The organism is Parasulfuritortus cantonensis (genome assembly GCF_004337445.1).
Lineage (GTDB): Bacteria > Pseudomonadota > Gammaproteobacteria > Burkholderiales > Thiobacillaceae > Parasulfuritortus > Parasulfuritortus cantonensis.
This window is the reverse complement of sequence record NZ_SJZB01000046.1, coordinates 1-22,485: the sequence shown is the minus strand read 5'-3', so window position 1 is coordinate 22,485 and position 22,485 is coordinate 1. Positions and strand designations below refer to the sequence as shown.

28 protein-coding genes are annotated in these 22,485 nt (G+C 69.7%); 11 read left to right on the top strand and 17 right to left on the bottom strand.

Annotation, left to right across the window (positions count from 1 at the left end; translation table 11 throughout):
- Window positions 1–6: 6 nt before the first annotated feature.
- Window positions 7–1,011, bottom strand: coding sequence for a CDP-6-deoxy-delta-3,4-glucoseen reductase (locus EZJ19_RS13340; RefSeq protein WP_131448386.1), 1,005 nt, complete (start codon window positions 1,009–1,011; stop codon window positions 7–9).
- Window positions 1,012–1,035: 24 nt separating this feature from the next.
- On the opposite strand from EZJ19_RS13340, the gene EZJ19_RS13335 reads away from it, so the two are divergent.
- Window positions 1,036–1,899 (top strand): SDR family oxidoreductase, encoded by an 864-nt coding sequence (locus EZJ19_RS13335; protein WP_131448384.1) that lies wholly within the window; start codon window positions 1,036–1,038, stop codon window positions 1,897–1,899.
- Window positions 1,900–1,908: 9 nt separating this feature from the next.
- Here the strand turns inward: EZJ19_RS13335 and mbfA are convergent, their stop codons facing one another.
- The 8 genes from mbfA to EZJ19_RS16710 form a co-directional block, all read right to left on the bottom strand.
- Window positions 1,909–2,919 (bottom strand): iron exporter MbfA, encoded by a 1,011-nt coding sequence (gene mbfA / locus EZJ19_RS13330; RefSeq protein ID WP_131448382.1) that lies wholly within the window; start codon window positions 2,917–2,919, stop codon window positions 1,909–1,911.
- A gap of 25 nt (window positions 2,920–2,944) precedes the next feature.
- A complete protein-coding gene (locus tag EZJ19_RS13325) occupies window positions 2,945–4,150 on the bottom strand; it encodes an exo-beta-N-acetylmuramidase NamZ family protein (RefSeq protein ID WP_131448380.1) in 1,206 nt (401 codons plus the stop codon).
- Window positions 4,151–4,160: 10 nt separating this feature from the next.
- Window positions 4,161–4,595 carry a hypothetical protein gene (locus EZJ19_RS13320; protein ID WP_131448378.1) on the bottom strand — a complete coding sequence of 145 codons (435 nt, stop codon included), beginning with the start codon at window positions 4,593–4,595 and terminating at the stop codon, window positions 4,161–4,163.
- A 57-nt stretch (window positions 4,596–4,652) separates the two neighbouring features.
- Window positions 4,653–4,928, bottom strand: a complete 276-nt coding sequence (locus EZJ19_RS13315; RefSeq protein WP_131448376.1) for a DUF2442 domain-containing protein — start codon at window positions 4,926–4,928, stop codon at window positions 4,653–4,655.
- On the bottom strand, window positions 4,909–5,145 hold the full coding sequence (locus EZJ19_RS13310; protein ID WP_131448374.1) for a DUF4160 domain-containing protein: 237 nt from the start codon (window positions 5,143–5,145) through the stop codon (window positions 4,909–4,911). Before EZJ19_RS13310 ends, EZJ19_RS13315 begins: the two co-directional genes overlap by 20 nt.
- A gap of 68 nt (window positions 5,146–5,213) precedes the next feature.
- A complete protein-coding gene (locus EZJ19_RS13305; protein ID WP_206199431.1) occupies window positions 5,214–5,750 on the bottom strand; it encodes a DOMON-like domain-containing protein in 537 nt (178 codons plus the stop codon).
- Window positions 5,741–6,298, bottom strand: a complete 558-nt coding sequence (locus tag EZJ19_RS16715) for an FAD-binding domain-containing protein (RefSeq protein WP_338069438.1) — start codon at window positions 6,296–6,298, stop codon at window positions 5,741–5,743. Before EZJ19_RS16715 ends, EZJ19_RS13305 begins: the two co-directional genes overlap by 10 nt.
- 20 nt (window positions 6,299–6,318) lie before the next feature.
- Window positions 6,319–7,107, bottom strand: a complete 789-nt coding sequence (locus EZJ19_RS16710; RefSeq protein WP_338069437.1) for a deoxyribodipyrimidine photo-lyase — start codon at window positions 7,105–7,107, stop codon at window positions 6,319–6,321.
- A 56-nt stretch (window positions 7,108–7,163) separates the two neighbouring features.
- Between EZJ19_RS16710 and EZJ19_RS13295 the strand changes: the two genes are divergently transcribed.
- From EZJ19_RS13295 to EZJ19_RS13275, 5 genes are read left to right on the top strand one after another with little or no spacing between them, the layout of a single operon-like run.
- Complete coding sequence (locus EZJ19_RS13295) at window positions 7,164–7,724, top strand: YqgE/AlgH family protein (protein ID WP_131448372.1); 561 nt, start codon at window positions 7,164–7,166, stop codon at window positions 7,722–7,724.
- Window positions 7,724–8,161 carry a Holliday junction resolvase RuvX gene (ruvX, locus tag EZJ19_RS13290; protein WP_131448370.1) on the top strand — a complete coding sequence of 146 codons (438 nt, stop codon included), beginning with the start codon at window positions 7,724–7,726 and terminating at the stop codon, window positions 8,159–8,161. Before EZJ19_RS13295 ends, ruvX begins: the two co-directional genes overlap by 1 nt.
- Entirely contained in the window at window positions 8,158–8,652 is a 495-nt protein-coding gene (gene pyrR / locus EZJ19_RS13285; protein WP_131448368.1) for a bifunctional pyr operon transcriptional regulator/uracil phosphoribosyltransferase PyrR, read from the top strand. The genes ruvX and pyrR overlap by 4 nt, the downstream gene beginning before the upstream one ends.
- Entirely contained in the window at window positions 8,649–9,605 is a 957-nt protein-coding gene (locus EZJ19_RS13280; RefSeq protein WP_206199430.1) for an aspartate carbamoyltransferase catalytic subunit, read from the top strand. The genes pyrR and EZJ19_RS13280 overlap by 4 nt, the downstream gene beginning before the upstream one ends.
- Window positions 9,602–10,879: a dihydroorotase gene (locus tag EZJ19_RS13275; RefSeq protein ID WP_131448364.1), complete on the top strand. Its 1,278-nt coding sequence runs from the start codon at window positions 9,602–9,604 to the stop codon at window positions 10,877–10,879. Before EZJ19_RS13280 ends, EZJ19_RS13275 begins: the two co-directional genes overlap by 4 nt.
- A gap of 11 nt (window positions 10,880–10,890) precedes the next feature.
- On the opposite strand, the gene EZJ19_RS13270 is transcribed toward EZJ19_RS13275, so the two are convergent.
- Together EZJ19_RS13270 and EZJ19_RS13265 are read right to left on the bottom strand one after the other, a co-directional pair.
- The gene (locus EZJ19_RS13270; protein ID WP_131448362.1) at window positions 10,891–11,322 is read right to left on the bottom strand and encodes a hypothetical protein; all 432 of its coding nucleotides are present in this window, start codon (window positions 11,320–11,322) and stop codon (window positions 10,891–10,893) included.
- Window positions 11,323–11,363: 41 nt separating this feature from the next.
- The gene (locus EZJ19_RS13265; RefSeq protein ID WP_131448361.1) at window positions 11,364–12,116 is read right to left on the bottom strand and encodes an ABC transporter permease; all 753 of its coding nucleotides are present in this window, start codon (window positions 12,114–12,116) and stop codon (window positions 11,364–11,366) included.
- A 123-nt stretch (window positions 12,117–12,239) separates the two neighbouring features.
- Between EZJ19_RS13265 and EZJ19_RS13260 the strand changes: the two genes are divergently transcribed.
- Window positions 12,240–13,076, top strand: a complete 837-nt coding sequence (locus EZJ19_RS13260) for a PhnD/SsuA/transferrin family substrate-binding protein (RefSeq protein WP_131448360.1) — start codon at window positions 12,240–12,242, stop codon at window positions 13,074–13,076.
- A gap of 4 nt (window positions 13,077–13,080) precedes the next feature.
- Complete coding sequence (locus EZJ19_RS13255) at window positions 13,081–16,182, top strand: bifunctional diguanylate cyclase/phosphodiesterase (RefSeq protein ID WP_131448359.1); 3,102 nt, start codon at window positions 13,081–13,083, stop codon at window positions 16,180–16,182.
- A 4-nt stretch (window positions 16,183–16,186) separates the two neighbouring features.
- On the opposite strand, the gene EZJ19_RS13250 is transcribed toward EZJ19_RS13255, so the two are convergent.
- The 6 genes from EZJ19_RS13250 to EZJ19_RS13225 are packed head-to-tail and all read right to left on the bottom strand — an operon-like array spanning window position 16,187 to window position 20,889.
- Entirely contained in the window at window positions 16,187–17,098 is a 912-nt protein-coding gene (locus EZJ19_RS13250; protein WP_131448358.1) for an ATP-binding cassette domain-containing protein, read from the bottom strand.
- Window positions 17,095–17,697 carry an alpha/beta hydrolase gene (locus EZJ19_RS13245; protein WP_131448357.1) on the bottom strand — a complete coding sequence of 201 codons (603 nt, stop codon included), beginning with the start codon at window positions 17,695–17,697 and terminating at the stop codon, window positions 17,095–17,097. The genes EZJ19_RS13250 and EZJ19_RS13245 overlap by 4 nt, the downstream gene beginning before the upstream one ends.
- The gene (locus EZJ19_RS13240) at window positions 17,694–18,005 is read right to left on the bottom strand and encodes a (2Fe-2S) ferredoxin domain-containing protein (protein WP_131448356.1); all 312 of its coding nucleotides are present in this window, start codon (window positions 18,003–18,005) and stop codon (window positions 17,694–17,696) included. The genes EZJ19_RS13245 and EZJ19_RS13240 overlap by 4 nt, the downstream gene beginning before the upstream one ends.
- Window positions 18,002–18,355: a nucleotide pyrophosphohydrolase gene (locus tag EZJ19_RS13235; RefSeq protein WP_420813134.1), complete on the bottom strand. Its 354-nt coding sequence runs from the start codon at window positions 18,353–18,355 to the stop codon at window positions 18,002–18,004. The genes EZJ19_RS13240 and EZJ19_RS13235 overlap by 4 nt, the downstream gene beginning before the upstream one ends.
- Complete coding sequence (locus tag EZJ19_RS13230; RefSeq protein WP_131448355.1) at window positions 18,352–18,846, bottom strand: glutaredoxin family protein; 495 nt, start codon at window positions 18,844–18,846, stop codon at window positions 18,352–18,354. Before EZJ19_RS13230 ends, EZJ19_RS13235 begins: the two co-directional genes overlap by 4 nt.
- Before the next feature lie 21 nt (window positions 18,847–18,867).
- The gene (locus tag EZJ19_RS13225; RefSeq protein ID WP_131448354.1) at window positions 18,868–20,889 is read right to left on the bottom strand and encodes a M3 family metallopeptidase; all 2,022 of its coding nucleotides are present in this window, start codon (window positions 20,887–20,889) and stop codon (window positions 18,868–18,870) included.
- A 67-nt stretch (window positions 20,890–20,956) separates the two neighbouring features.
- Here EZJ19_RS13225 and EZJ19_RS13220 point away from each other — a divergent pair, with 67 nt between their 5' ends.
- From EZJ19_RS13220 to EZJ19_RS13210, 3 genes are all read left to right on the top strand, one after another.
- Window positions 20,957–21,493, top strand: coding sequence for a gamma carbonic anhydrase family protein (locus tag EZJ19_RS13220; protein ID WP_240754772.1), 537 nt, complete (start codon window positions 20,957–20,959; stop codon window positions 21,491–21,493).
- A gap of 141 nt (window positions 21,494–21,634) precedes the next feature.
- Complete coding sequence (locus EZJ19_RS13215; protein WP_131448351.1) at window positions 21,635–22,138, top strand: CZB domain-containing protein; 504 nt, start codon at window positions 21,635–21,637, stop codon at window positions 22,136–22,138.
- 70 nt (window positions 22,139–22,208) lie between these two features.
- Window positions 22,209–22,445, top strand: a complete 237-nt coding sequence (locus tag EZJ19_RS13210) for a hypothetical protein (protein ID WP_131448349.1) — start codon at window positions 22,209–22,211, stop codon at window positions 22,443–22,445.
- Window positions 22,446–22,485 lie beyond the last annotated feature (40 nt).

The window sequence follows — 22,485 nt, the reverse complement described above, 5'->3', positions numbered from 1 at the left end:
GCCCCGTTACTGGAACGAGAAGGCGTCCGAGTAGAACTCGTCCTCGGGCAGTCCCCGGGCCATGAAGTCGCGCTTGGCCGCCTCGATCATGGCCGGGGCGCCGCAGGCGTAGACCTGCCAGCCGGACAGGTCGGCGATGTCGGCCAGGACCGCCTGGTGCACGTGGCCGGTGCGGCCGGGCCAGTTGTCGGCGGCCTTGGGCTCGGACAGGACCGGGATGAAGCGGAAGTTGTCGTGCGCCTGCTGCCAGCCGGCCGGCAGTTGCGGCTGATACAGATCGGCGAGCGACTTGGCGCCCCAGTACAGCACCATCTGGCGCCCGATGCCGTGCTGGAAGGCGTGCGCCAGGATGCTCTTGATCGGCGCGAAGCCGGTGCCGCCGGCCAGGAACAGGGCCGGCTTGTCCGACTCGCGCAGGAAGAAGCTGCCGAGCGGGCCCTTGATGCGCATGATGTCCTTGGCCTTCATGGTGCCGAACACCTGGTCGGTGAAGAAGCCGCCGGGGACGTGGCGGATGTGCAGTTCCAGGAGCTGGTCCTCTTCGGGCGCATTGGCGAGCGAGAAGCTGCGCTGCTTGCCGTCCTTGAGCAGGAAGTCGATGTACTGGCCGGGCAGGAACTGCAGGCGCTCGCTGCTGGGCAGCTTGAGCCAGAGCGCCATGACGTCGTCGGCCAGCTTTTCCATCTTCTCGATCCGGCAGGGCAGGGTCTTGATCGGGATGTCCTTGGCGGCGCCGATCTCCTTCACCTCGATGACCAGGTCGGTCTTCGGCCGGGCTGTGCAGAACAGGGCCATGCCCTTGGCCTTGTCGTCCGCGGTCAGGGTGGCCGGCTGGTGGCTGCCGTAGTCGACCTCGCCTGCCAGCACCTTGCCCTTGCAGGCCCCGCAGGCGCCGTTGCGGCAGCCGTAGGGGAGGGCGAAATTTTCCCGCAGGGCGGCCGCCAGCACGGTTTCGTCGTCCTGCACGGTAAACTGGTGGCCGCTGGGTTGGATGGTGACCTGGTGAGACATCTTGGTTCCCTTTATGCGAAAGCTATGTTGCGAATTCTGATCGTCGGTTGCGGTGACGTCGGCCTGCGCGCCGCCCGCCTGCTGCGTGGACGCGCCCGCGTCTACGGCCTCCTGCGCTCGCCCGAGCGCGCCGCCGAACTGCGCGCCGCCGGGGTGATCCCGGTGCCCGGCGACCTCGACGACCGGGCCAGCCTGGCGCGCCTGGCCGGCCTGGCCGACGTCGTCCTGCACTTCGCGCCGCCGCCGCCCGAGGGCGCGGCCGACCCGCGTACCCGGCGCCTGATCGGGGCGCTGGGGCGGGCAAGTTTACCCCGCACCCTGATCTACGTCAGCACCAGCGGCGTGTACGGCGACTGCGCCGGCGCGCCGGTGCCGGAGACCCGGCCGGCGCGCCCCGGCAACGCCCGCGCGCGCCGCCGCCTGGACGCCGAGCGGCGCCTGCGCGCCTGGGCCGCGCGCACCCGCGTCGGCCTCGCCATCCTGCGCGCGCCGGGCATCTACGCCGGCGACCGCATGCCCGAGGAACGGGTGCGCAAGGGCCTGCCGGCCCTGCTGCCCGAAGACGACATCTACACCAACCACATCCACGCCGAGGACCTCGCCGGCCTGGCCGTGGCGGCCCTGTTCCGGGGCCGCCGCAACCGCGTCTACAACGCGGTCGACGACAGCGGCCTGAAGATGGCCGACTGGTTCGACGTGGTCGCCGACCACATCGGCGTGGCGCGGCCGCCGCGCCTGGCGCGGGCCGAGGTGATGGCGGCGGTGACGCCGGCCATGCGCAGCTTCCTGAGCGAGTCCAGGCGCATGGCCAACCGCCGCCTGAAGACCGAGCTGCGCTATGCCCTGCGCTACCCGAGCGTGCGCGAGGGCCTGGCCGGGGGCGCCTGAAGGGCGCGCTCAGGCACTGCCGATGGCGATGCCGAGGGCGAACACCAGGAGGCCGCCGACCACGACCTGGAGCACCGCCAGGCCGAACGGGGTGTCCATGTAGCGCTTGCGTATCCAGGCGATCAGGCCCAGTTCCACGGCCACCACGGCGAAGGCCAGGGCGGTGGCGAGCTCGAAGTGGGGGATCAGGTAGGGCAGGGCATGGCCGAGGCCGCCCACGGTGGTCATCAGGCCGATCACCCAGCCGCGCAGGAACGGGCTGCCGCGCCCGGTCAGGGCGCCGTCGTCGGAAAGCGCCTCGGCGAAGGCCATGCTGATGCCGGAGCCGATCGCCGCGGCCAGGCCGACCAGGAAGGTGCTCCAGGTGTCGTGGGTGGCGAAGGCGGCCGCGAACAGGGGTGCCAGCGTCGACACCGAGCCGTCCATGAGGCCGGCCAGGCCGGGCTGGACGAACTGCAGGACGAACAGCCGGCGCTGGGTCTGGTGCTCGCTGTGCACGGCGTCCGGGGTGATGAAGCGGTCGCCCAGGCGTTCCGCCTGGGACTCGTGCCGGCTTTCCTCGGCGGCGAGGTCGCCGAGCAGCTGGCGGATCGCCGCGTCGGTGGTGTGGCGGGCCGCCTGGGCGTAGAAACGGCGCGAATCGGCCTCCATGATCTCGGCCTGGGCGCGGATCTTCTCGAGGTCGAGCGGGCGAATCAGCCAGACCGGCTTGCGTTCGACGAAGCCGCGCACGTCCTGGCGCCGGATCAGCAGGATGCGCTCGCCGAAGCGCTGGCGGTAGAGCTCGATCAGGCGGTGGCGGTGACCGTCCTCCTCGGCCGCCATGGCCCGGAACAGCTTGGCGGAGTCCGGGAACTCCTCGGCCAGGACCTCGGCATAGGTGTTGTAGATGCGCGCGTCCTCCTCCTCGAGGGCGATGGCCAGGCTGAGTATCTGCTGTTCGCTGAGGTCGGAGAAGCGCAGGCCGGCCGAGCCCCGCCAGGGGCTGACCGGGAAGCTGAGCCAGGAGGTCAGGGGCATGGCGGCGTCCGGTTCGATGAAAAGCTCAAGGATAAAGCAACAGGTCGGCGCACTGGGCCCGCCAGGCCGCTTCGTCGGCCGTCGCCAGGCGTTCCAGGTCGCCCGGCTCGGCGGCCGGGTCGTCCACCCACTGCCTGAGCAGCGGGCCGCCGTTGATCAGGTCGATGGCCAGGCGGTCGTGCTCGTATTCGTAGGCGAAGTCGCGCCAGAGCGAGTAGTCCGGGCGCAGGTCGCGCAGGGCCTTGAAGGCCAGGGCCATGAGGCGCCAGGGCCGGAAGGCGCGGTGGTCGTAGTGGCCGTGCTCGACGTGGATCTGGATGCCGGCGCACAGCCTGCCGGCGTGCTTGTGGAAGGTCGGCTCGAACCAGCATTCGCGCAGCCGGCAGCCGGCCAGCCAGTCCGGCGCCAGGGCCTGCATCCGGGCCATCAGCCGGCGCGGTTCCAGGTCGGGGGCGCCGAACAGCTCCAGCGGCCGGGTGGTGCCGCGGCCCTCCGACAGGGTGGTGCCCTCCAGCATCACGGTGCCGGCGTAGCAGCGCGCCATCGCCAGGTTGGGCGCGTTCGGGCTCGGATTGACCCAGCTCCGTTCGGCCAATGGCCAGCCGTAGCCCGGCGCCGCGTCCGGCTGCCAGCCGGCCATCTCGACCACCCGGTAGTCGACGTCGAGGTCGTATTCGCGCACGAACCAGCGCCCCATCTCGGCCAGGCTGAGGCCGTGCCGCATGGGCATCGGGCCGGCCCCGACGAAGCTCTGCCAGCCCGGCTGCAGGGTCAGCCCCTCGACCGGGCGCCCGGCCGGGTTGGGCCGGTCCAGCAGCCACACCGACTTGCCGTGCCGGGCGGCCGCCTCGAGCACGTAGAGCAGGGTGGTGATGAAGGTGTAGATGCGGCAGCCGAGGTCCTGGAGGTCGACCAGGAGGACGTCGAAGCTCGCCAGCATGGCCTCGCTCGGCCGCCGCACGCTGCCGTACAGGCTGTACACCGGGATGCCGTGCACCGGGTCCAGGTAGTCGGGCGACTCCATCATGTTGTCCTGCTTGTCGCCGCGCAGGCCGTGCTGGGGCCCGAAGGCGGCGGCCAGCTCGATCCCGGGCAGGCCGGCGAGGGCGTCCAGGGCGTGGGTCAGCTCGGCCGTCACCGAGGCGGGATGGGCCAGCAGGGCGACCCGGCGGCCCTGCAGGGGCGCGCGCAGGGCCGGGTCTTCGAGCAGGCGGTCGAGGCCGAATTTCATGGCGGGAACGCTAATTGGACGATTTATGGGAGGAGCGCAAGCTCGAGCCGGGCAGCATACGGAAGCCTTTGAATATGAGCCAGGCGCCGATCGCGCAGAACAGTATGGACAAGCCAGGCGAGCCAACCAGCTGGCGAATCACCCGGCTGGCAAGGTCAAGCCGGATGCGGCCGAACTGTAGCGGCTCGACAAGCTCGGACAGGCCGAGGTAAATGGCAAAGATCCCCAGACCGATGACCGCCAAGGCGAGCAGCAAGCGAACGAACAAATACTGAAATGCATAAAGGGCAGTGCCTCGGCGGGGCCTGGCTTCAAGGAACAAGAATGCGCCCGCTGCGGCGAGCACGATCAGAACGCCCCAGTAGCTGCCGGTTCTCGTCCCGGCGGATATGGCCGACCACAAGGCAACCGCGGCAATCAGGCCGGCTAGAAGGCGAATGACCATGTGCCGCGCCGGAGGGCGATATCCGGAAGCGCTATTCGTATCGGGATGAAACGGCAATTAGGCTGCAACGGCCAAAGGCAGCGGCAACTGGAAGCGGCCTTCGACCACGCCACGCACGGTGATGTCCTCGTCGAGGTCTTCCCAGCGTAGCGCGGCACCGTTCAAGCAGAGTTCCACTTGCGCCAATTCCGCGTCCGTCGCTTGCGCGAGCAGCCGGAAACGGGCGGCCGGGAAACCGATCTGCCGGCCGTCGGTCAATTCGACGAAGATCATTCGGTTCGAAATCCAGGCCCTGATGGCGCGGGGGTCGAGATCAAGCGCGGCCGTGTTCATGCCATTTCTCCATCAATAACGCTTCATGTTCCATCACTGCGCATTCGATACGCCGGACTTCCGCCGGTTTCACGCCGTCGACTCGGGCGAGCCGTACAGGAGAGAGCCAGAATTTGCATTCGCCATCCGGTGTCCTGACGTGGATATGGGGTGGCTCCTGACCTTCGTCCGAATAAAAATGAAAGCGCCAGTTGAGCAATCGCAGGACAGTGGGCATTGCTTATTCGACAAAGGATTTGTCTGTCAAGGATAGCGGAAACGCCGGCACGACGTCGGGCTTCGATGTCATGATCCGGGTAGTTCCAGGGCGAAGCTATCCGGGTGATGGAAGTCGGGTTTGCCGGGCGCATGGCGCAACGCCCAGTAGCCGACTCGTCCAGCCGCATCCTCGACCACCGTGCTCAGGCCCAGGCGCAGGCGCCCACCCGGCAGGGCGATCCCGGGTAAGCGAGCGCTCAGCTCGAAGCCGTCCGCGCGGGTCCGGCAGGCAATGTCCGGTGCCGGCATGGCGAGATCGCGGCCGCCTGCCCGGTAGGCGGTGAAGGCGTAGGCGGCCCAGCTCGCGGACGGGGCGAAGTTGAATTCCCGATAGGCCGGGCCGTCGCCGGCCATGACGAAGGCCTCGCAGCAGGTGTGGCGCCAGAGGCCGTCGCGGCGTTCCGGCGCGGCCGGCGCCGGGATGGCCAGGGCGGCGAGGTCGCCGGCCAGGCGATAGCTCAGGACCAGCGCGCCGTCGGCCTCCCGGGCGACCGCGACGGTGAGCCGGACCCCTGCCGGGCCGGCCGTATCCGGGTGCGGGCGCAGTTCGACGCTCACCGGCATGATTTGTACAACGCCAGGGTGGCGGCGCGGGCGCGGCCGTGGTCGACGATCGGGGGCGGATAGTCGAGGCGGGCCGCCTGCCCGGCCGGCAGGGTCCAGGGGGCGTGGATGTGGCGGGCCGGAATGCCGGCCAGCTCGGGCAGCCAGCGCCGGATGTAGGTCCCGTCCGGATCGAAACGCTCGGACTGGCTGACCGGGTTGAAGAGGCGGAACCAGGGTTGCGCGTCGGTGCCGGTGGAGGCGCACCACTGCCAGTTGCCGACGTTGGCGGCCTGGTCGTAGTCGAGCAGCTGGCTGGCGAACCAGCGTTCGCCCTGGCGCCAGTCGCAATGCAGGTCCTTGACCAGGAACGAGGCCGTGACCATGCGCAGGCGGTTGTGCAGGCGGCCGGTCCGGGCCAGCTCGCGCATGGCCGCGTCGACGATCGGGTAGCCGGTGCGTGCCTCGGTCCAGGCCGCGAAATGGCCGGGCGGGTTGGGCCAGGGGAGGGCGTCCAGGTTGGCCAGGAAGGCATGCTCGACGGTGTCCGGGTAGTGCCAGAGCAGCATCTGGTAGAACTCGCGCCAGATCAGCTCGGCCAGCCAGGCCTGGGCGCCCTCGCCTGCGTCGGCGCGGGCGTAGCGGACCAGCTCGCGGATCGACAGGGTGCCGAAGCGCAGGTGGGCCGAGAGGCCGGAGGTGGCTGCCAGGGCGGGGTAGTCGCGCTCGACGTGGTAGCGCCCGATGCGGGTACGGAAGTCGTGCCAGAGCACGGTGGCGGGGGCAGGCCGGGGTCGGCCGGCCGGAAGCCCAGTTCGGCCAGCTCGGGCAGGCGGCCGTCCGGTGCCGGTGCCAGGCGGCCGGCGGCGCTCGGCCAGGGTGCCAGGTCGGCGGCCGTCAGGCGTGCCAGCCAGGCGCGCCGGTAGGGGCCGAAGACGCGGTAGGGGCGGCCGCTGGCGCCGACCAGCTCGTCGGCCTCGAAGATCACCTGGTCCTTGTGCAGGTGCAGGCGTTGCCCCTGGCCGGCCAGTTCTTCGGCGACCGCGTCGTCGCGCCGGCGGGCGTACGGCTCGTAGTCGCGCGCGGCATGGACCTCGGCGACGCCGAGCCGGCGCGCCAGCTCGGGCAGGACCCGGCGGGCCGGGCCGTGCAGGACGTGCAGGCCGCCGCCCCGCTCCGCCAGGGCGGCCCGGAGCTCGGCGACGCGGGCGTGGATGAAGCTCACCCGGCGGTCGGCGCGTTCGCTCAGGCCGGCCAGGATGTCGGTGTCGAAAACGAAGGCGCAGTGGACCGGCCCCCCGGCCGCCAGCGCGGCGTGCAGGGCGGCGTGGTCGTCGAGGCGCAAGTCGCGGCGGAACCAGACCAGTGAGGCGTTCATCCGGGCTATTTTATCTTCATGTTTAGGCTCGCTTTCGAGAGGTACAATCCGCGTCCATGGACAACGCCAACTTCACCGATCACTTCCTGATCGCCATGCCCAACATGACGGACCCCAATTTCGCCGGGGCCCTGACCTACATCTGCGACCACAACGCGGACGGGGCGCTGGGCGTCGTCGTGAACCGGCCCATCGACCTCAGCCTGGACAAGCTGTTCGAGCAGATCGGCATCGCCCTCGAGGACGAACGCCTGAAGGACGCGCCGGCCTATTTCGGCGGCCCGGTGCAGGTCGAGCGCGGCTTCGTCCTGCACCGGCCGGTCGGGCATTGGAATTCCACCCTGACGGTGAACGACGAGGTCGGCCTGACCACCTCCAAGGACATCCTGGAGGCGGCCGGCCACGGCGCCGGCCCGGAACAGATCATCGTCGCCCTCGGCTACGCGGGCTGGGGGCCGGGCCAGTTGGAGAACGAGATCAAGCAGAACGCCTGGCTGACCGTGCCGGCCGACCCCGCCCTGATCTTCGAGCTGCCGCCCGAGGAGCGCTTCCACGCCGCCCTGCAGTCGCTCGGCATCGACCCCTCCATGCTCTCGGAAGAGGCCGGCCACGCCTGATGGCCACCAGCGCTGCCGCGATGAAGGGCGCCGTGCTGGCCTTCGATTTCGGCGAGAAGCGCATCGGTGTCGCGGTGGGGGAGTGGGAGACGCGCCTGGCGCATCCCCTGGAAACCATCGCCGAGGAGGCCAACGCGCCGCGCTTCGCGCGCATCGGCGTCCTGATCGGCGAGTGGCGACCGGTGCAACTGGTGGTCGGCCTGGCCCTCGGCCTGGACGGCCAGGAACACGATTTGACCCGGCGCTGCCGGCGTTTCGCCAACCAGCTGAACGGCCGCTTCGGCCTGCCCGTGGCGCTGGTCGACGAGCGTCTGACCTCGGTCGAGGCCGAGCGCCGGCTGCGCGAGGCGGGCCACCCGGTTCGCGCCGACAAGGCGGCGGTCGATAGCCTGGCCGCCCAGGAAATCCTGCAGGACCATTTTGCGAATCAGCCATGAACCTACCCGATCCGAACCAACTCATCGACGCATTGGCCGAGCAGATCCGGCCCAATCTCATGCCCAATACCGCGATGCTCGGCATCCATACCGGCGGCGTCTGGGTGATGGAGGCGCTCGCCGAACGGCTGGGCGGCGACATCCCCTGCGGGGTCCTCGACATCGCCTTCTACCGTGACGACTTCTCGCGCATCGGCCTGCACCCGCAGGTCAAGCCGTCCAGCATCCCGTTCGACGTCGAGGGCCGCAACATCCTGCTGGTCGACGACGTCCTCTACACCGGCCGCACGATCCGGGCGGCCATGAACCTGGTGTTCGACTACGGCCGGCCGAACCGCATCCGGCTCGCCGTCCTGGTCGACCGCGGCGGCCGCGAGCTGCCCATCTGCGCGCACTACACGGGCGCGACCCTGGACCTGGGCCAGCACATCTGCCTGGTCCGCGACGCCGAGGGACGATTCGATCTGGTGTTGAAGGAGGAGGCCAAGTGAGCGCCAACCTGCAATTGACCGAGGACGGCAGGCTGCGCCACCTGCTCACCCTGGAAGGCCTGCCGGCGCGCATCCTGACCCAGATCCTCGACACCGCCGAATCCTTCGTCTCGGTCGGCGAGCGCGAGATCAAGAAGGTGCCGCTCCTGCGCGGCAAGGCGGTGTTCAACCTGTTCTTCGAGAACTCCACCCGCACCCGCACCACCTTCGAGATCGCCGCCAAGCGCCTGTCGGCCGACGTCATCAACCTGAACATCGCCACCTCGGCGACCAACAAGGGCGAGACCCTGCTCGACACGGTGGCCAACCTGTCCGCCATGCAGGCCGACATGTTCGTGGTCCGCCACGCCTCCAGCGGCGCCCCGCACCTGATCGCCCGCCACGTCGCCCCGCACATCTCGGTGGTCAACGCCGGCGACGGCCGCTGCGCGCACCCGACCCAGGGCCTCCTGGACATGTACACCATCCGCCACTACAAGGGCGGCTTCCACAACCTGCGCGTGGCCATCGTCGGCGACGTCCTGCATTCCCGCGTGGCGCGCTCCCAGATCCATGCCCTGTCCATCCTGGGCTGCCCGGAAATCCGCGTCGTGGCCCCCAAGACCCTGTTGCCGCGCGACGTCGAGAGCATGGGGGTGCACGTGCACCACAAGATGGAGACCGGCGTGAAGGACTGCGACGTGATCATCATGCTGCGCCTGCAGAACGAGCGCATGCAGGGCGCCCTCCTGCCCTCGGCGGGCGAGTACTACAAGTTCTGGGGCCTGACCGAGGACAAGCTCAAGCTGGCCAGGCCGGACGCCATCGTCATGCACCCGGGGCCGATGAACCGGGGCGTCGAGATCGATTCCGGGGTGGCCGACGGCAAGCATTCGGTCATCCTGCCGCAGGTGACCTTCGGCATTGCCGTGCGCATGGCGGTGATGAGCATGGTGACGGGGAGCAACGCATGAAGATCAAGATCAGCAACGGCCGCGTCATCGATCCGGCGAGCGGGCTGGACGCCGTCCGGGACATCTACATCGCCGCCGGACGGATCGTCGCCCTGGGTGCGGCGCCGGCCGATTTCCACGCCAATGCCGAGGTCGACGCCTCCGGCCTGGTGGTGGCCCCCGGCCTGGTGGACCTGTCGGTGCGCCTGCGCGAGCCGGGCCTGGAATACATGGCCACCCTGGAGTCCGAGATGCACGCCGCCGCCGTGGGCGGCATTACCTCGCTGGCCTGCCCGCCCGATACCGACCCGCCCCTGGACGAGCCGGGCCTGGTCGAGATGCTCAAGTTCCGGGCCAAGAACAGTCCCGGCCCGCGCGTCTACCCGATCGGCGCCCTGACCTGGAAGCTCAAGGGCGAGCGCCTGACCGAGATGGCCGAGCTGTCCGAGGCCGGCTGCGTCGCCTTCAGCCAGGCCGACGATCCCATCGTCGACACCATGGTCCTGCTGCGGGCCATGGAATATGCCTACACCTTCGGCTATCCGCTCTGGCTGCGGCCGCAGGATTTCCACCTGGCCCGCAGCGGCGTCGTCCACGACGGCGTCGTCTCGGCGCGCTACGGCCTGCCGGCCATCCCGGTGCCGGCCGAGACCGTGGCCCTGCAGACCATCCTGCTCCTGGTGCGCGAGACCAAGGCGCGCGTGCACCTGTGCCGGCTGTCCAGCCGGGCCGGCGTCGAGATGGTGCGCAAGGCCAAGGCGGACGGCCTGCCGGTGACCTGCGACGTCGGCGTCCACCACGTCCACCTGTCCGAGCTCGACACCGCCGACTTCAACGCCAACTGCCACCTGGTGCCGCCCCTGCGCAGCCAGCGCGACCGCGATGCCCTCCGGGCCGCCCTGCTCGACGGCACCATCGATTGCATCTGCTCGGACCATGCGCCGGTGGACGCCGATGCCAAGGAAAAGCCGTTCCAGGAATCGGAGGCCGGCGCCACGGGAGTGGAGCTGCTCCTGCCGCTGACCCTGAAGTGGGGTGCCGAGGCGGGCCTGTCGCTGGCCGAGTCGCTCGACCGCGTCACCCGCAAGCCGGCCGACATCCTGGGCGTCGACGGCGGCCGGATCGGTGCCGGCAAGCCGGCCGACCTGTGCCTGTTCGACCCCGATGCGCCCTGGACCGTGAGCACCAAGAGCCTGGCCAGCCTGGGCAAGAACTCGCCCTTCCTGGGCATGGAGCTGCAGGGCCGGGTGCGCTACACGGTGATCGACGGCCACCTCGACTACCGGGCCGGCTGAACGCCGGCCGGCTACCGGGAGGCGATCCGGGCCATCAGCTCCAGGGTGGCCTCGTACTTGGGCCGCACCGGCGAGTCGGGCGCGATGTGGCTGAGCGCCTGCTTGAGCTGGTCGGCTAGGTCGGCCATCTCGGCCTTTTCCTGGGCCAGCTTCTCCGCTTCCGTCCGCTCGCGCGGGCGCGGCGCCGCGTTCACCGCGCGGATGTGCCGGCGCAACTGCGCCTGGGCGTTTTCTGCGACCCGGTAGGTGGCGCGCAGGCTGACGAAGCGGAGCACGAACAGGAAGGCCATGATGGCCACCGACAGGTGCAGGTGGATGCGCGCGGACTCGAAGTCGCGGCTCGCCATGTCGATCAGGCCGAGCAGGAAGGCGATGGCCGACAACGCCCCCGCCAGCAGGCTGGCCTGTTTGTCCGGCACCAGGTAGAGGAGCAGGCGGTTCATCTCCGTTTGATAGCAAACTGCCGCGCCGCCGGCAACGGCCGTCAGCGCAGCAGGCGCCGCCGGGTCAGGTGCAGGCCGGCGGCCAGGCCGGCGCTGCCATAGGCGAGCAGGACCCCGCCGTGCAGCCAGGCCAGGGAGGGCACGTGGCCGAGCGCCAGGGGGCGCGCCAGTTCGATGGCGTGGGTGAGCGGCAGGGCGGCGGCGAAGGCGGCCAGCCAGCCGGGCAGGGCGTCGGGCGGGTAGAACACCCCGGACAGCAGCACCATGGGCGTGATGATCAGGGTGAAGTAGTACATGAAGAAGTCGTAGTTGGGCGCCACCGAGTTGACCATCAGGCCCAGCCCGGAGAAGCACAGGCCGGTGAGGACGATGACCGGCAGCAGCCAGAGCGTGAGGGCGAAGTCGGCGTAGAGGCCGAGCGCCCAGATCACCGCCAGGATGGCGAGGCCGGAGAGCAGGCTCTTGGAGGCCGCCCACAGCCATTCCCCGAGCAGGACGTCGGTGAGCGACAACGGCGTGTTGAGGATGGCGTCCCAGGTCTTCTGCACGTGCATGCGCGAGAACGACGAGTACAGGGTCTCGAAGGTGGCGCTGTTCATGACGCTGTAGGCCAGGGTGCCGGCGGCCAGGAAGTTCAGGTAGGGGACGCCGCCGATGTCGCCCAGGAACTGGCCGAGGCCGTAGCCGAGGCCGAGCATGTAGAGCAGGGGATCGGCCAGGTTGCCCAGGATGGCCGGGATGGCGAGCTTCCTCCAGACCAGGTAGTTGCGGTGCCAGACCGGGAAGAAGTGCATGGGCGGAGGGCGTCGGTGGGTGGGCGTTGGCCGGATTATCCATGATTTCCCGGGCGCGGCCGTGTCCGGCACGACGGAGTATAAATGCCTACAATAGCGGGATAGAAAATCGAAAGGGACGATATGCGCTGGGCATGGCTGGTTGCGTTGTGGCTGGGGGCCTGCGCGCAAGCGGACACGATACGCTTCGCGCCCCTGCCGCTGGTGGACGAGAAGACGTTGCGCACCCAGTACCTGCCCATGCTCGACTACCTGGCGGCCAAAACCGGCGACGACTATCGCTGGGTCTACTACGAGCAGTACCACGACCTGCTCGCCGCCCTGGTCGACGACAAGGTCGACCTCGCCGTCCTCGGGCCGCTCCCCTATGCCGAGATTTCCGGCCGCAAGGGCGGCTTCGAGGCCTTGGTCGAGTTTCTCGAGAGCGACGGCAAGGCCGACTACCACTGCGCCCTGGTGAGCTTCGGGCCGGCCGGCAAGCTGACCCTGCGGGACATCCGGGACAAGCGCATCGGCCTCACCCAGCCGGAGTCGACCTGCGGCTATTTCGCCGTTGCGCTCATGCTCAAGCGCGTCGGCCTGGCGCCGGACCGCGACGGCAACCGCTTCGAATACGCCGACGACCACACCAAGGCGGCGCTCGGCGTCCTCCAGGGCCGCTACGACGTCGCCGGGGTGAAGCGCAACCTGGCCGACCGCTATGCCCATCTGGGCCTGACCGTGATCGCCGAGGCCGGGCCGTTCCCGGCCTTCGTCCTGGTTGCCAACAGCCGCCGCCTGTCGGTCGCGAAACGGCGTGCCATCCGGGCCGCCATGCTGGCCGCGGACCCGGCTGCGCGGGCCGAATGGGGCGGCCTGATCCAGCGCGGCACGGTGCCGGTCCAGGAGGAGCTCTACGAGGAGGTGCGCCGCAACCTGGAGACGGTAGCGCCGATCCCGGGCATGCTCTCGATCCGCTAGAACGATGCTCGGCGCCGAGAGGAAGCTCATCACCTGGCTGGCCGCGGCGGTGCTCGCCCTGGCCGGCCTGCTGTACGGCCTCTACCTGCGCCAGGTCGGTCAGCGCCTGGATATCGGCGCGGCCCAGGCCATGGCGGCGTACGCCGGCGTGCTGCAAGGCTACAACGAATTCGCCGACGTGACGGCGCGCTGGCTGCTCCAGGACGCCGGCAACGCGGACCTGGTCCACGACCTGTTCGGCCGCCGGCCGGACGCGGCCGGCCTGCTCTACCGCCGGCTGTACCCGATGTACGAGTCCCTGCGCGCCAAGCAGGTGCGCCAGCTCCACTTCATCGACCGGGAGGGCTATTCCCGCCTGCGCATGCACGCGCCCGACCTGTACGGCGACAAGATCGCCGACTTGCGCCCCCTGGTCGCCTCGGTCCTGGCCACCGGGCAGCCGCGCACCGGCTTCGAATACGGCCGCGTGTTCAGCGGCTTCCGCTTCGTCTATCCGGTGTACACCGGCGAGCGGGTCGCCGGCGCCATGGAAATCAGCCTGTCGTTCACCGCCATCCGGCGCCTGATGGGCAAGACGCTGCCGGAAGGCACCACGGTCCGCTTCCTGCTGCGCCGGGACGAACTGGCCCAGGCCCTGGCCTCGGGCGAGGACCGGTCCGGCATGCTGGCCCTGATGAAGTCGATGTACCTGGTCTCGCCGATCAACGACGGCTACCTGACCGAGGACCTCGTCCACCCGCTCTTCGGCGAGGCCGCCGAGCCCTTGCCCGGCTACGCCGGCCGGCTCGAACGGGTGATCGGCGGCGATGCCGCCGTGGCCGCCGGCATGGCGACCGGCGCCGAGTTCTCGCGGCACGCCTGCCTGGCGCTGGACGACTGCTACCTGGTCAACTTCCTGCCCGTCCGCGAGGCCGGCGGCGCGCTGGCCGCCTACGTGGTGGCCTACGGCCCGGACGTCGGCCAGGTCAGCCGGGTGGCGTTCCTGTCCGGCACCTTCCTGTTCGGCGCCCTGTCCGTGCTCGGCCTCGGCTTCCTCGGCGTCTCCGGCCTGCGCGCCCGCTCCCGCATGCGGGCGATCAGCGAACACGTCGGCAAGGGCATCTACGTGATCGACCGGGCCGGCGTCGTCACCTACGCCAACCCGGCGGTGCAGGCGATACTCGGCTACCGTCCCGACGAACTGGTCGGCCAGCACGCGCACGACCTGCTGCACCTGGAGAGCGACCACATGGCGGTACCGGCCGCCGACTGCCCGATCGTCCGCGTCACCCTGAACGGCGGCAACTACGTGAGCAGCGCCGAGACCTTCCGGTGCAAGGACGGCACCACGGTGCCGGTCGAGGTCACCGCCTCGCCGATCCGCGAGCTGGGCGAGATATCCGGCGTGGTGACCGTGTTCAGCGACATCCGCGAGCGCCTGGCGGTGGAATCCAAGCTGCGCCAGAGCGACGCCGCCATCAACCAGACGGTCGAGGGCGTGATGATCACCGACGCCCGCAACCGGGTCGTCGCGGTCAACCACGCCTTCACCCGCATGACCGGCTACACGGAATCCGACATCGTCGGCATGGAACCCAAGCTGCTGCGTTCCGGCCGGCATACGCCGGAGTTCTTCCGCGCCATGTGGGCCAGCATCGCGGAGACCGGCTACTGGCAGGGCGAGGTGTACAACCGGCGCAAGAACGGCAGCCTGTTCCCGGCCTGGCTGTCGATCGCCGCGATCCTCGACGACGAGGGCCGGGCGACCAGCTACGTGGCGGTGTTCAACGACATCTCGGACATCAAGGAGAAAGAGGCCAAGCTGGACTTCCTGGCCCACCACGACCAGCTCACCGGGTTGCCCAACCGGGCCCTGTTCGGCGACCGCCTCGAACACGCCATCGCGCGCGCCGCCCGCAACCGCCGCCACCTGGCCGTGATGTTCATGGACCTGGATCGCTTCAAGCAGGTCAACGACAGCCTCGGCCACGACGCCGGCGACCGCCTGCTGGTCGACTGCGCGGCCCGCCTGACCGCCTGCATCCGCGAGGAAGACACCCTGGCGCGCCAGGGCGGCGACGAATTCGTCATCCTGGTCGAGGATCTGGGCGACGGCCGCGACGCCGCCCAGGTCGCCGACAAGCTGATCGCCGCCCTGCGCCCGGCCTTCGCGGTGCAGGGCCACAGCGTCTACGTCGGCGGCTCGGTCGGCATCAGCCTGTACCCCGACGACGGTGTCGACGTGCCCACCCTGCTGCGCCACGCCGACGCCTCGATGTATTTGGCCAAGCAGGCAGGCGGCAACACCTACCGTTTCTCCAACCCGTCCCTGGCCCGCGACGCGGCCGAGCGCCTGGTCCTGGAGGCGGAACTGCGCCGGGCGCTGGCCGAGGACGAACTGGTCCTGCATTACCAACCCAAGGTCGAACTCGGCAGCGGCCGCATCCTGGCCTTCGAGGCCCTGCTGCGCTGGCGCCATCCCGGCCGCGGCATGCTTTCTCCGGCGGCCTTCCTGCACGTCGCCAGCGAGGCCGGCATGATGCACGACATCGGCCGCTGGGTGATGCGCGTCGCGGCGGCCCAGGCGGCGGCCTGGCACGCCGCCGGCCTGGGCGCGGCCGTGAGCGTCAACGTCGACGGCAGCCAGCTGTCCGGCGACCGCCTCGGCGAACTGGTGCGCGAGGTCCTGCGCGAGACCGGCCTGGACGCGGCGCAGTTGGGCCTGGAGATCACCGAGACGGCGATCATGGAGCAGCCGGCCGGCGTGCTCGCCAAGCTGAGCCAGCTGCGCGACCTCGGCGTGAAGCTGTACATCGACGACTTCGGTACCGGCCACTCGTCCCTGGCCCGGTTGAAGCAGTTGCCCATCTCGGTGCTCAAGGTGGACGCCGCTTTCGTGCGCGACATCGTCGACGACGTCAGCGACCGCGCCATCGTCCGGGCCACCGTGGCGCTCGGCCACGAGCTCGGCCTGCGCGTGCTGGCCGAGGGGGTGGAGACCGTGGAACAGTTGCACCTGCTGCGCGAGATGGGCTGCGACAGCGCCCAGGGCTACCACCTCTCCAGGCCGATCCCGGCCGCCGAGGCCACCGCGCTGCTGCAGGCGGGCGGCAGCCTGCCGCTCTAGCCGCTCAGTCGCGCAGGTCGCGCCCGGTCAGCTTGAGGAACACGTCCTCCAGGTTGGCCGGCCGGTGCAGGTAGCGCAGGCCGGCCTGGCGGTCCAGCTCGGCGATCACCGGCCTGGGGTCGCCGGTGTAGCAGAACAGCGACTCGCCGGCCCGCTCGCAGCGCTGGCAGTAGTCCAGGGCGCAATCGCGCCAGTCGGCCAGGGTGTCGCCGAAGATCTCCACCACCTGCGGCTCGATATGCTCGGCGATGAGCGCGCGCGGCGAGCCCTCGGCGATGATGCGGCCGCGGTCGATGATGCTGATGACGTCGCACAGGCGCTCCGCCTCGTCCATGAAATGGGTGGTCAGGAGCAGGGTCTTGCCCCGCGCGGTGAGCCGGCGCAGACCTTGCCAGACCAGGTGGCGGGCCTGCGGGTCGAGGCCGGTGGTGGGTTCGTCCAGGACCACCAGGTCGGGGTCGTTGATCAGGGCGCGCGCCAGGGTCAGGCGCCGCTTCATGCCGCCCGACAGGCTGGGCACCGTGGCGTCGGCCTTGCCGGCCAGGCCGGCGAAGTCGAGCAGGTCGGGTACCCGGGCCTCGACCTCGGCGGGCTTGAGGCCGAAGTAACGGCCGTAGGCGAGCAGGTTCTCGCGCACCGTGAAGTCCGGGTCCAGGCTGTCGGTCTGCGGCACCACGCCGACCCGGGCCCGGGCGCGGCGCGCGCCGGCCGGCATCGGCTCGCCGAGCAGGCGGATGTCGCCGGCGTCGGCCGCGATCAGGCCCAGGGCCAGGCGCAGGGTGGTGGTCTTGCCGGCGCCATTGGGCCCGAGCAGGCCGTGGCACTGGCCGGCCCGGATGCTCAGGCTGACGCCGTCGACCACGGCGGTCGCCCCGTAGCGCTTGGTCAGGTTGGTCAGGACGAGAGGGGCGGTCATGGTTCGAGCAGGCCTTCCACCAGGGTACGCAGGGGCACCAGTTTGCCATGGAAGAAGTGGCCGGCGCCGGGGATCGTGTGGAGCGGGACGGCGTGCGCCTCGGCATAGGCGCGCACCGCGGCCAGGGGGATCAACTCGTCCTCCTCGCCGTGCACGATGGCGGTCGGTACGGCCGGGGCACCGAAGTCGTACATGGACACGGCCGGGCCGACCATGACGAGGCGCCGGGCCTCGATCTCGCGCGCCACCCGGTGCTGCACGTAGGCGCCGAAGGAGAAGCCGAGCAGGGTCCAGGGCAGGTAGCCGAACTGGGCGGCCAGGTGTTCGGCGACGGCGACCAGGTCGCGCGCCTCGCCGATGCCGTAGTCGTAGGCGCCGGTGCTGGCGCCGACGCCGCGGAAGTTCGGCCGCACCGCCAGGTAACCGCGCGCCAGGGCGGCACGCGCCAGGGTATAGGCGACCTTGTTGTCCAGGCTGCCGCCATGCAGCGGGTGCGGATGGGCGATCAGGGCGAGGCCGGCCAACTCGCGGCCCGGGTCCTCCACCACGGTCTCGACGCTGGCGCCCGGGCAGGCGATCTGGAGTCGGTGCGCCTTCAAATCTTCAGGCGTTCGACGACCTTGCCGTCGCGCAGGTGCGATTCCAGGATCTCGTCGATGTCGGCGGCGTCGACGTAGGTGTACCAGACGGCGTCCGGGTAGACCACGCAGACCGGGCCCTCGCCGCAACGGTCGAAGCAGCCGGCCCGGTTGACCCGGCAGTCGCCGCCCTTGCCGTGCAGGCCCATCTGCTTGGCCTTCTTCTTGGCGTGTTCGAACATCGCCTCGGCGTCGCGGTCGCCGCAGCATTGGCCGCCGTCCTCGCGCCGGTTGAGGCAGAAAAACAGGTGGTGTCGGAAATGGCTCATAGTTCGTCGTACTTGGCCGCGTTGCCCTTGGCCTTTTCGACCGGGTACTTGGCGGCGTTGATGGCCAGCTTGTCCTCGGCCGCCTTGATCAGGTCGATGTCCAGGCAGTTGGCCAGGCTGACCAGGTAGATCAGGACGTCGGCCATTTCCTGGCGCACCGCCTCCTTCTTGGCCGCGGGCAGGTTCAGGCTCTGCTCCGGGGTGAGCCACTGGAACGGCTCCAGGAGTTCGGCGGCCTCGACGATGAGGGCGGCGGTGAGGTTCTTGGGCGTGTGGTAGAGGTGCCAGTCGCGCTCGCGGCCGAAGGCGCGTACCGCCTCGGCCAGTTCGGGCAGGGTGGCGATGGTCACGGCTGCTCCTGCGGCGGCCCGGGCGGCTGGTCGGCCGGTGCGCCGGCCGGCGCCTGAGCGGCGCCCGCCGGGTAGCCGCCCATCTCGAGCATCTTGTCCCAGATGCCGGGCGAGAAGCCCCGCTGCATCGACTCGCCGACGAACAGCACCGGCACCTCGTTGTTGCCGGTGCGCTGCTTCAACTCGGCGAGCAGCTTGGCGTTGCCGTCGACATTCTTGAGCGTGTAGGGAATGTTGCGCTGGCTCATGTAGTCGGCCGCCTGGTCGCAGGCGGAACCGCAGTTGGCGGTGAACAGCACCACTGGCTGGCGGACCGTGTCGGTGCCGGTATCGGCACTGGCGCCCAGCCGTTTGACGGTCTTGGCGCCGGCCGGCGGCGGCTGGTCCGAGTAGTGCACCTGGCCGTGCGAATCGGTCCAGCGGTAAAGGTCGCCGGCCAGGACGGGCAGGCCGGCGAGCAGGGCGAAGAGCAGGACGCAGACACGTTTCATGGCACGCCTCCCGGGGTGGGATCAGACCATGCCATTATGCCTGAGCAGGGCATCGATGGTGGGTTCGCGGCCGCGGAAGGCCTTGAACGAGTCGATCGCGTCGCGGCTGCCGCCGACGCCCAGGATTTCGCTCCAGAAACGCTCGCCGATCTCCGGGTTGAGGACGCCGTGTTCCTCGAACAGGGCGTAGACGTCGGCCGACAGCACCTCGGCCCACTTGTAGCTGTAGTAGCCGGCCGCATAGCCGCCCGCGAAGATGTGCGAGAAGTTGTTGGCGAAGCGGTTGTACTCGGGCGGGATGAGCACGGCGAAGCGGCGCCGGATGGCGTTGAGCAGCTGCTGCGGGCTCTGGCCGGCCGGGTCGAAGTCGCTGTGCAGGTGCATGTCGAAGAGGGCGAACTCGAGCTGGCGCATGGTCTGCATGCCGGCCTGGAAGTTCTTCGCCGCGAGCATCTTGTCGAACAGCTCGCGCGGCAGCGGCGCACCGCTGTCGACGTGGGCGGTCATGTGCTTGAGCACGTCCCATTCCCAGCAGAAGTTCTCCATGAACTGGGACGGCAGTTCGACCGCATCCCACTCGACGCCGTTGATGCCCGACACGCCCAGTTCGTCGACCCGGGTGAGCAGGTGGTGCAGGCCGTGGCCGAACTCGTGGAACAGCGTGATCACCTCGTCGTGGGTGAACAGGGCCGGCTTGTCGCCGATCGGGCTGGTGAAGTTGCAGGTCAGGTAGGCCACCGGGGTCTGGATGCCCCCGTCCGTGCGCCGGCGCGTGATGGCGTCGTCCATCCAGGCGCCGCCGCGTTTGCTCTCGCGGGCGTAGAGGTCGAGGTAGAACTGGCCGACCAGCTTGCCGGCCTTGTCGTGGATGGCGTGGAAGTGGACCGACTCGTGCCAGACTGGGGCGTCGTCGGCGCGGATGTCCAGGCCGTACAGCGTTTCGATCAGGTGGAACAGGCCCTTGAGCACCACCGGCTCGGGGAAGTATTGCTTCACCTCCTGCTCGGAGAAGGCGTAACGCGCCTCGCGCAGCTTCTCGGAGACGTAGCCGACGTCCCAGACCTGCGGGTCGGCCAGGCCGAGTTCCTGGCCGGCGAACTCGCGGATCTCGGCCATGTCGCGTTCGGCGTAGGGCTTGGCGCGCCCGGCCAGGGTCTCCAGGAAGTCGAGCACCTCGGCCGGCGCACGCGCCATCTTGGGCTCCAGCGACAGCTCGGCGTAGTTGGCGAAGCCGAGCATGCGGGCGGCCTCGCCGCGCAACTCGACGATGCGGTCGATCAGGCGGCTGTTGTCGAGGGCTTCGGGACCGAACTCGGAGGCCCGGGTGACGTAGGCCTTGTACATCTCCTCGCGCAGGGCACGGTTGCCGCAGAACTGCATGATCGGCAGGTAGGACGGGCCGCGCAGGTTGAGCAGGAAGCCGGTCTTGCCGGCCTTCTCGGCCTGGGCCCGGAACATCGCCTTGGTGTCCTCGGGCACGCCGGCCAGTTCGGCCTCGTCCTCGATCAGCTTGCTCCAGGCATTGGTGGCGTCGAGCAGGTTCTCCTCGAACTTCGCGGACAGCTTGGCCAGTTCTTCCTGGATCGCCATGAAGCGGGCCTTCTGGTCCTCGGGCAGGTCGGCACCGCCGAGGCGGAAGTCGCGCAGCTCGTTCTCCACCACCTTGCGCCGGGCCGGCGACAGGTCCTGGAACGCGCGCCGGGCGCGCAGCGCCTTGTAGCGGGCGAACAGGCCGGCATGCTGGCCCAGTTCGGCATAGTACTGGGTGATCTTGGGCAGGTTCTCGTTGTAGACCTCGCGCAGTTCCGGACTGTCCAGCACGGAATGCAGGTGCGAGACCTGGCCCCAGGCGCGGGCCAGGCGTTCGTTGGCGTCTTCCAGGGGGGCGACGAAATCGTCCCAGCCCGGTTCGCCCTGGGCGCCCGCCTGGCGCTCGACCTCGGCGCGCGCCTCGGCGAGCAACTGGTCGATGGCGGGGGTGACGTGTTCGGGTTTGACCTCCGCGAAGCGCGGCAGGCTGGAGAAGTCGAGCAATGGGTTCATGGTGGCAATCGATCTGGGCTGTGTTGGCGGGAATTATACTGGTGGCCTTCGGAGGGAGCTTCCTATCGTGTCCATAGATTCCTACAAAGGCGTGGCCCCGACCCTGGGCGCTGCCGTTTACGTGCACCCGTCCGCCAGCGTGATCGGCGACGTGGTCCTCGGCGACGGGGTCTCGATCTGGCCCGGGGTCGTCGTGCGCGGCGACGTCAACCACATCCGCATCGGTGCCGGCAGCAACGTCCAGGACAATTCCGTGCTGCACGTCAGCCGGCCCAGCCCGGCCCACCCGGGCGGCGCGCCGCTGGTCCTCGGCCGCCGCGTCACCGTCGGCCACGCCTGCATCCTGCACGGCTGCGAGATCGGCGACGAGTGCCTGATCGGCATGGGCGCCATCGTCATGGACCGTGCCGTGCTGCAACCGCAGGTCCTGGTCGGCGCCGGCAGCCTGGTGTCGGAAGGCCGGGTGCTGGAGTCGGGCTGGCTTTATCTGGGCCGTCCGGCCCGGCCGGTGCGGCGCCTGGCCGAGGCGGAGATCGCCGATCTCCGTGCCGGTGCCGAGCGTTACCAGGCCCTGGCCGCCGAGTACCGGGGCGGCCGGGAGTAGGCCGGCGCCGCCGCAGGCGGTATCATCGCGTACAAATACCTATCGGGTGCGGCCGTCCGGCGAGCCCCCGGGGGCGGCCGTCACGGCGCGTCGCCCACATAACGAGTACGTGTCCTGGATGATCTGGATGGAGGAACAAGCATGGGACTGATGGATTGGTTCAAGAATCTCGCCGCCGGCACGCCGGGCGACGAGGCCGCGTCCGACGCGGCACCGGAGGGCGGGCTGGCGCAGCCGGCCCAGGCCGCCGGCGCGGCGGAGGAGGAAGGCACCGTGGCGGGGCTCAACTTCAAGACCGCGATCGACGCCCACATGAAGTGGAAGGTGCGCCTGGAAGCGTGCATGGAGAACGACAACCAGGAGGGTCTGCTGGTCGACGTGGTGTCGCGCGACGACCAATGCCCGCTGGGCAAGTGGATCCAGGGCGTCGGCAGCCAGCGCTTCGGCCACCTGCGCGAGTTCCAGGAGATGAAGATGGAACACGCCCGTTTCCATCTCTGCGCGGGTGACGTCCTCGCCTGCTGCATCGCCGGGGACAAGGAAGGCGCCGGCCAGAAGCTGCGTTCCGGCGACTACTCGCGTGCCTCCGCCAGGGTCAAGCTGCATCTGGCCCGGCTCTACGTCCAGGTCGCCGAGAAGCACTGACCGCCGCCCGCCGACATCAGGCTGTAACTGAACGGCGGTATACCGAAGGCATTTCCGGGGAGACACCATCATGACAGCGTCGCAAGCGGCGGCCGGGCCCGTGCTCCGGGCACCGGTCCGTTACCATTTCGATCAGGAACTCGTCCGCCACAGGGTCGCGCCCATCCTGGGGCTGGCCGGCGAGAAGGACATGGATACCGTGCTCTATCTGGCCCTGGTGGAGCTGCACAAGCTCTATCCAAGCGTGCCGGACTACGAGCTGGAAGGCCTGCTGCAGGACATCATCAGGCAGGCCGGCCGGTCCTGACCGGCCTCAGTCGTCGCGCGCACCCGGCAGGCCAGGGTGT

What these genes read in the sequence shown, in the direction of transcription:
- EZJ19_RS13340 (WP_131448386.1), bottom strand. Translation starts at nt 1,011, where the DNA reads ATGTCTCACCAGGTCACCATCCAACCCAGCGGCCACCAGTTTACCGTG.
- EZJ19_RS13335 (WP_131448384.1), top strand. Translation starts at nt 1,036, where the DNA reads ATGTTGCGAATTCTGATCGTCGGTTGCGGTGACGTCGGCCTGCGCGCC.
- mbfA (WP_131448382.1), bottom strand. Translation starts at nt 2,919, where the DNA reads ATGCCCCTGACCTCCTGGCTCAGCTTCCCGGTCAGCCCCTGGCGGGGC.
- EZJ19_RS13325 (WP_131448380.1), bottom strand. Translation starts at nt 4,150, where the DNA reads ATGAAATTCGGCCTCGACCGCCTGCTCGAAGACCCGGCCCTGCGCGCG.
- EZJ19_RS13320 (WP_131448378.1), bottom strand. Translation starts at nt 4,595, where the DNA reads ATGGTCATTCGCCTTCTAGCCGGCCTGATTGCCGCGGTTGCCTTGTGG.
- EZJ19_RS13315 (WP_131448376.1), bottom strand. Translation starts at nt 4,928, where the DNA reads ATGAACACGGCCGCGCTTGATCTCGACCCCCGCGCCATCAGGGCCTGG.
- EZJ19_RS13310 (WP_131448374.1), bottom strand. Translation starts at nt 5,145, where the DNA reads ATGCCCACTGTCCTGCGATTGCTCAACTGGCGCTTTCATTTTTATTCG.
- EZJ19_RS13305 (WP_206199431.1), bottom strand. Translation starts at nt 5,750, where the DNA reads ATGCCGGTGAGCGTCGAACTGCGCCCGCACCCGGATACGGCCGGCCCG.
- EZJ19_RS16715 (WP_338069438.1), bottom strand. Translation starts at nt 6,298, where the DNA reads ATGCTGCTCTGGCACTACCCGGACACCGTCGAGCATGCCTTCCTGGCC.
- EZJ19_RS16710 (WP_338069437.1), bottom strand. Translation starts at nt 7,107, where the DNA reads ATGAACGCCTCACTGGTCTGGTTCCGCCGCGACTTGCGCCTCGACGAC.
- EZJ19_RS13295 (WP_131448372.1), top strand. Translation starts at nt 7,164, where the DNA reads ATGGACAACGCCAACTTCACCGATCACTTCCTGATCGCCATGCCCAAC.
- ruvX (WP_131448370.1), top strand. Translation starts at nt 7,724, where the DNA reads ATGGCCACCAGCGCTGCCGCGATGAAGGGCGCCGTGCTGGCCTTCGAT.
- pyrR (WP_131448368.1), top strand. Translation starts at nt 8,158, where the DNA reads ATGAACCTACCCGATCCGAACCAACTCATCGACGCATTGGCCGAGCAG.
- EZJ19_RS13275 (WP_131448364.1), top strand. Translation starts at nt 9,602, where the DNA reads ATGAAGATCAAGATCAGCAACGGCCGCGTCATCGATCCGGCGAGCGGG.
- EZJ19_RS13270 (WP_131448362.1), bottom strand. Translation starts at nt 11,322, where the DNA reads ATGAACCGCCTGCTCCTCTACCTGGTGCCGGACAAACAGGCCAGCCTG.
- EZJ19_RS13265 (WP_131448361.1), bottom strand. Translation starts at nt 12,116, where the DNA reads ATGCACTTCTTCCCGGTCTGGCACCGCAACTACCTGGTCTGGAGGAAG.
- EZJ19_RS13260 (WP_131448360.1), top strand. Translation starts at nt 12,240, where the DNA reads ATGCGCTGGGCATGGCTGGTTGCGTTGTGGCTGGGGGCCTGCGCGCAA.
- EZJ19_RS13255 (WP_131448359.1), top strand. Translation starts at nt 13,081, where the DNA reads ATGCTCGGCGCCGAGAGGAAGCTCATCACCTGGCTGGCCGCGGCGGTG.
- EZJ19_RS13250 (WP_131448358.1), bottom strand. Translation starts at nt 17,098, where the DNA reads ATGACCGCCCCTCTCGTCCTGACCAACCTGACCAAGCGCTACGGGGCG.
- EZJ19_RS13240 (WP_131448356.1), bottom strand. Translation starts at nt 18,005, where the DNA reads ATGAGCCATTTCCGACACCACCTGTTTTTCTGCCTCAACCGGCGCGAG.
- EZJ19_RS13230 (WP_131448355.1), bottom strand. Translation starts at nt 18,846, where the DNA reads ATGAAACGTGTCTGCGTCCTGCTCTTCGCCCTGCTCGCCGGCCTGCCC.
- EZJ19_RS13225 (WP_131448354.1), bottom strand. Translation starts at nt 20,889, where the DNA reads ATGAACCCATTGCTCGACTTCTCCAGCCTGCCGCGCTTCGCGGAGGTC.
- EZJ19_RS13215 (WP_131448351.1), top strand. Translation starts at nt 21,635, where the DNA reads ATGGGACTGATGGATTGGTTCAAGAATCTCGCCGCCGGCACGCCGGGC.
- EZJ19_RS13210 (WP_131448349.1), top strand. Translation starts at nt 22,209, where the DNA reads ATGACAGCGTCGCAAGCGGCGGCCGGGCCCGTGCTCCGGGCACCGGTC.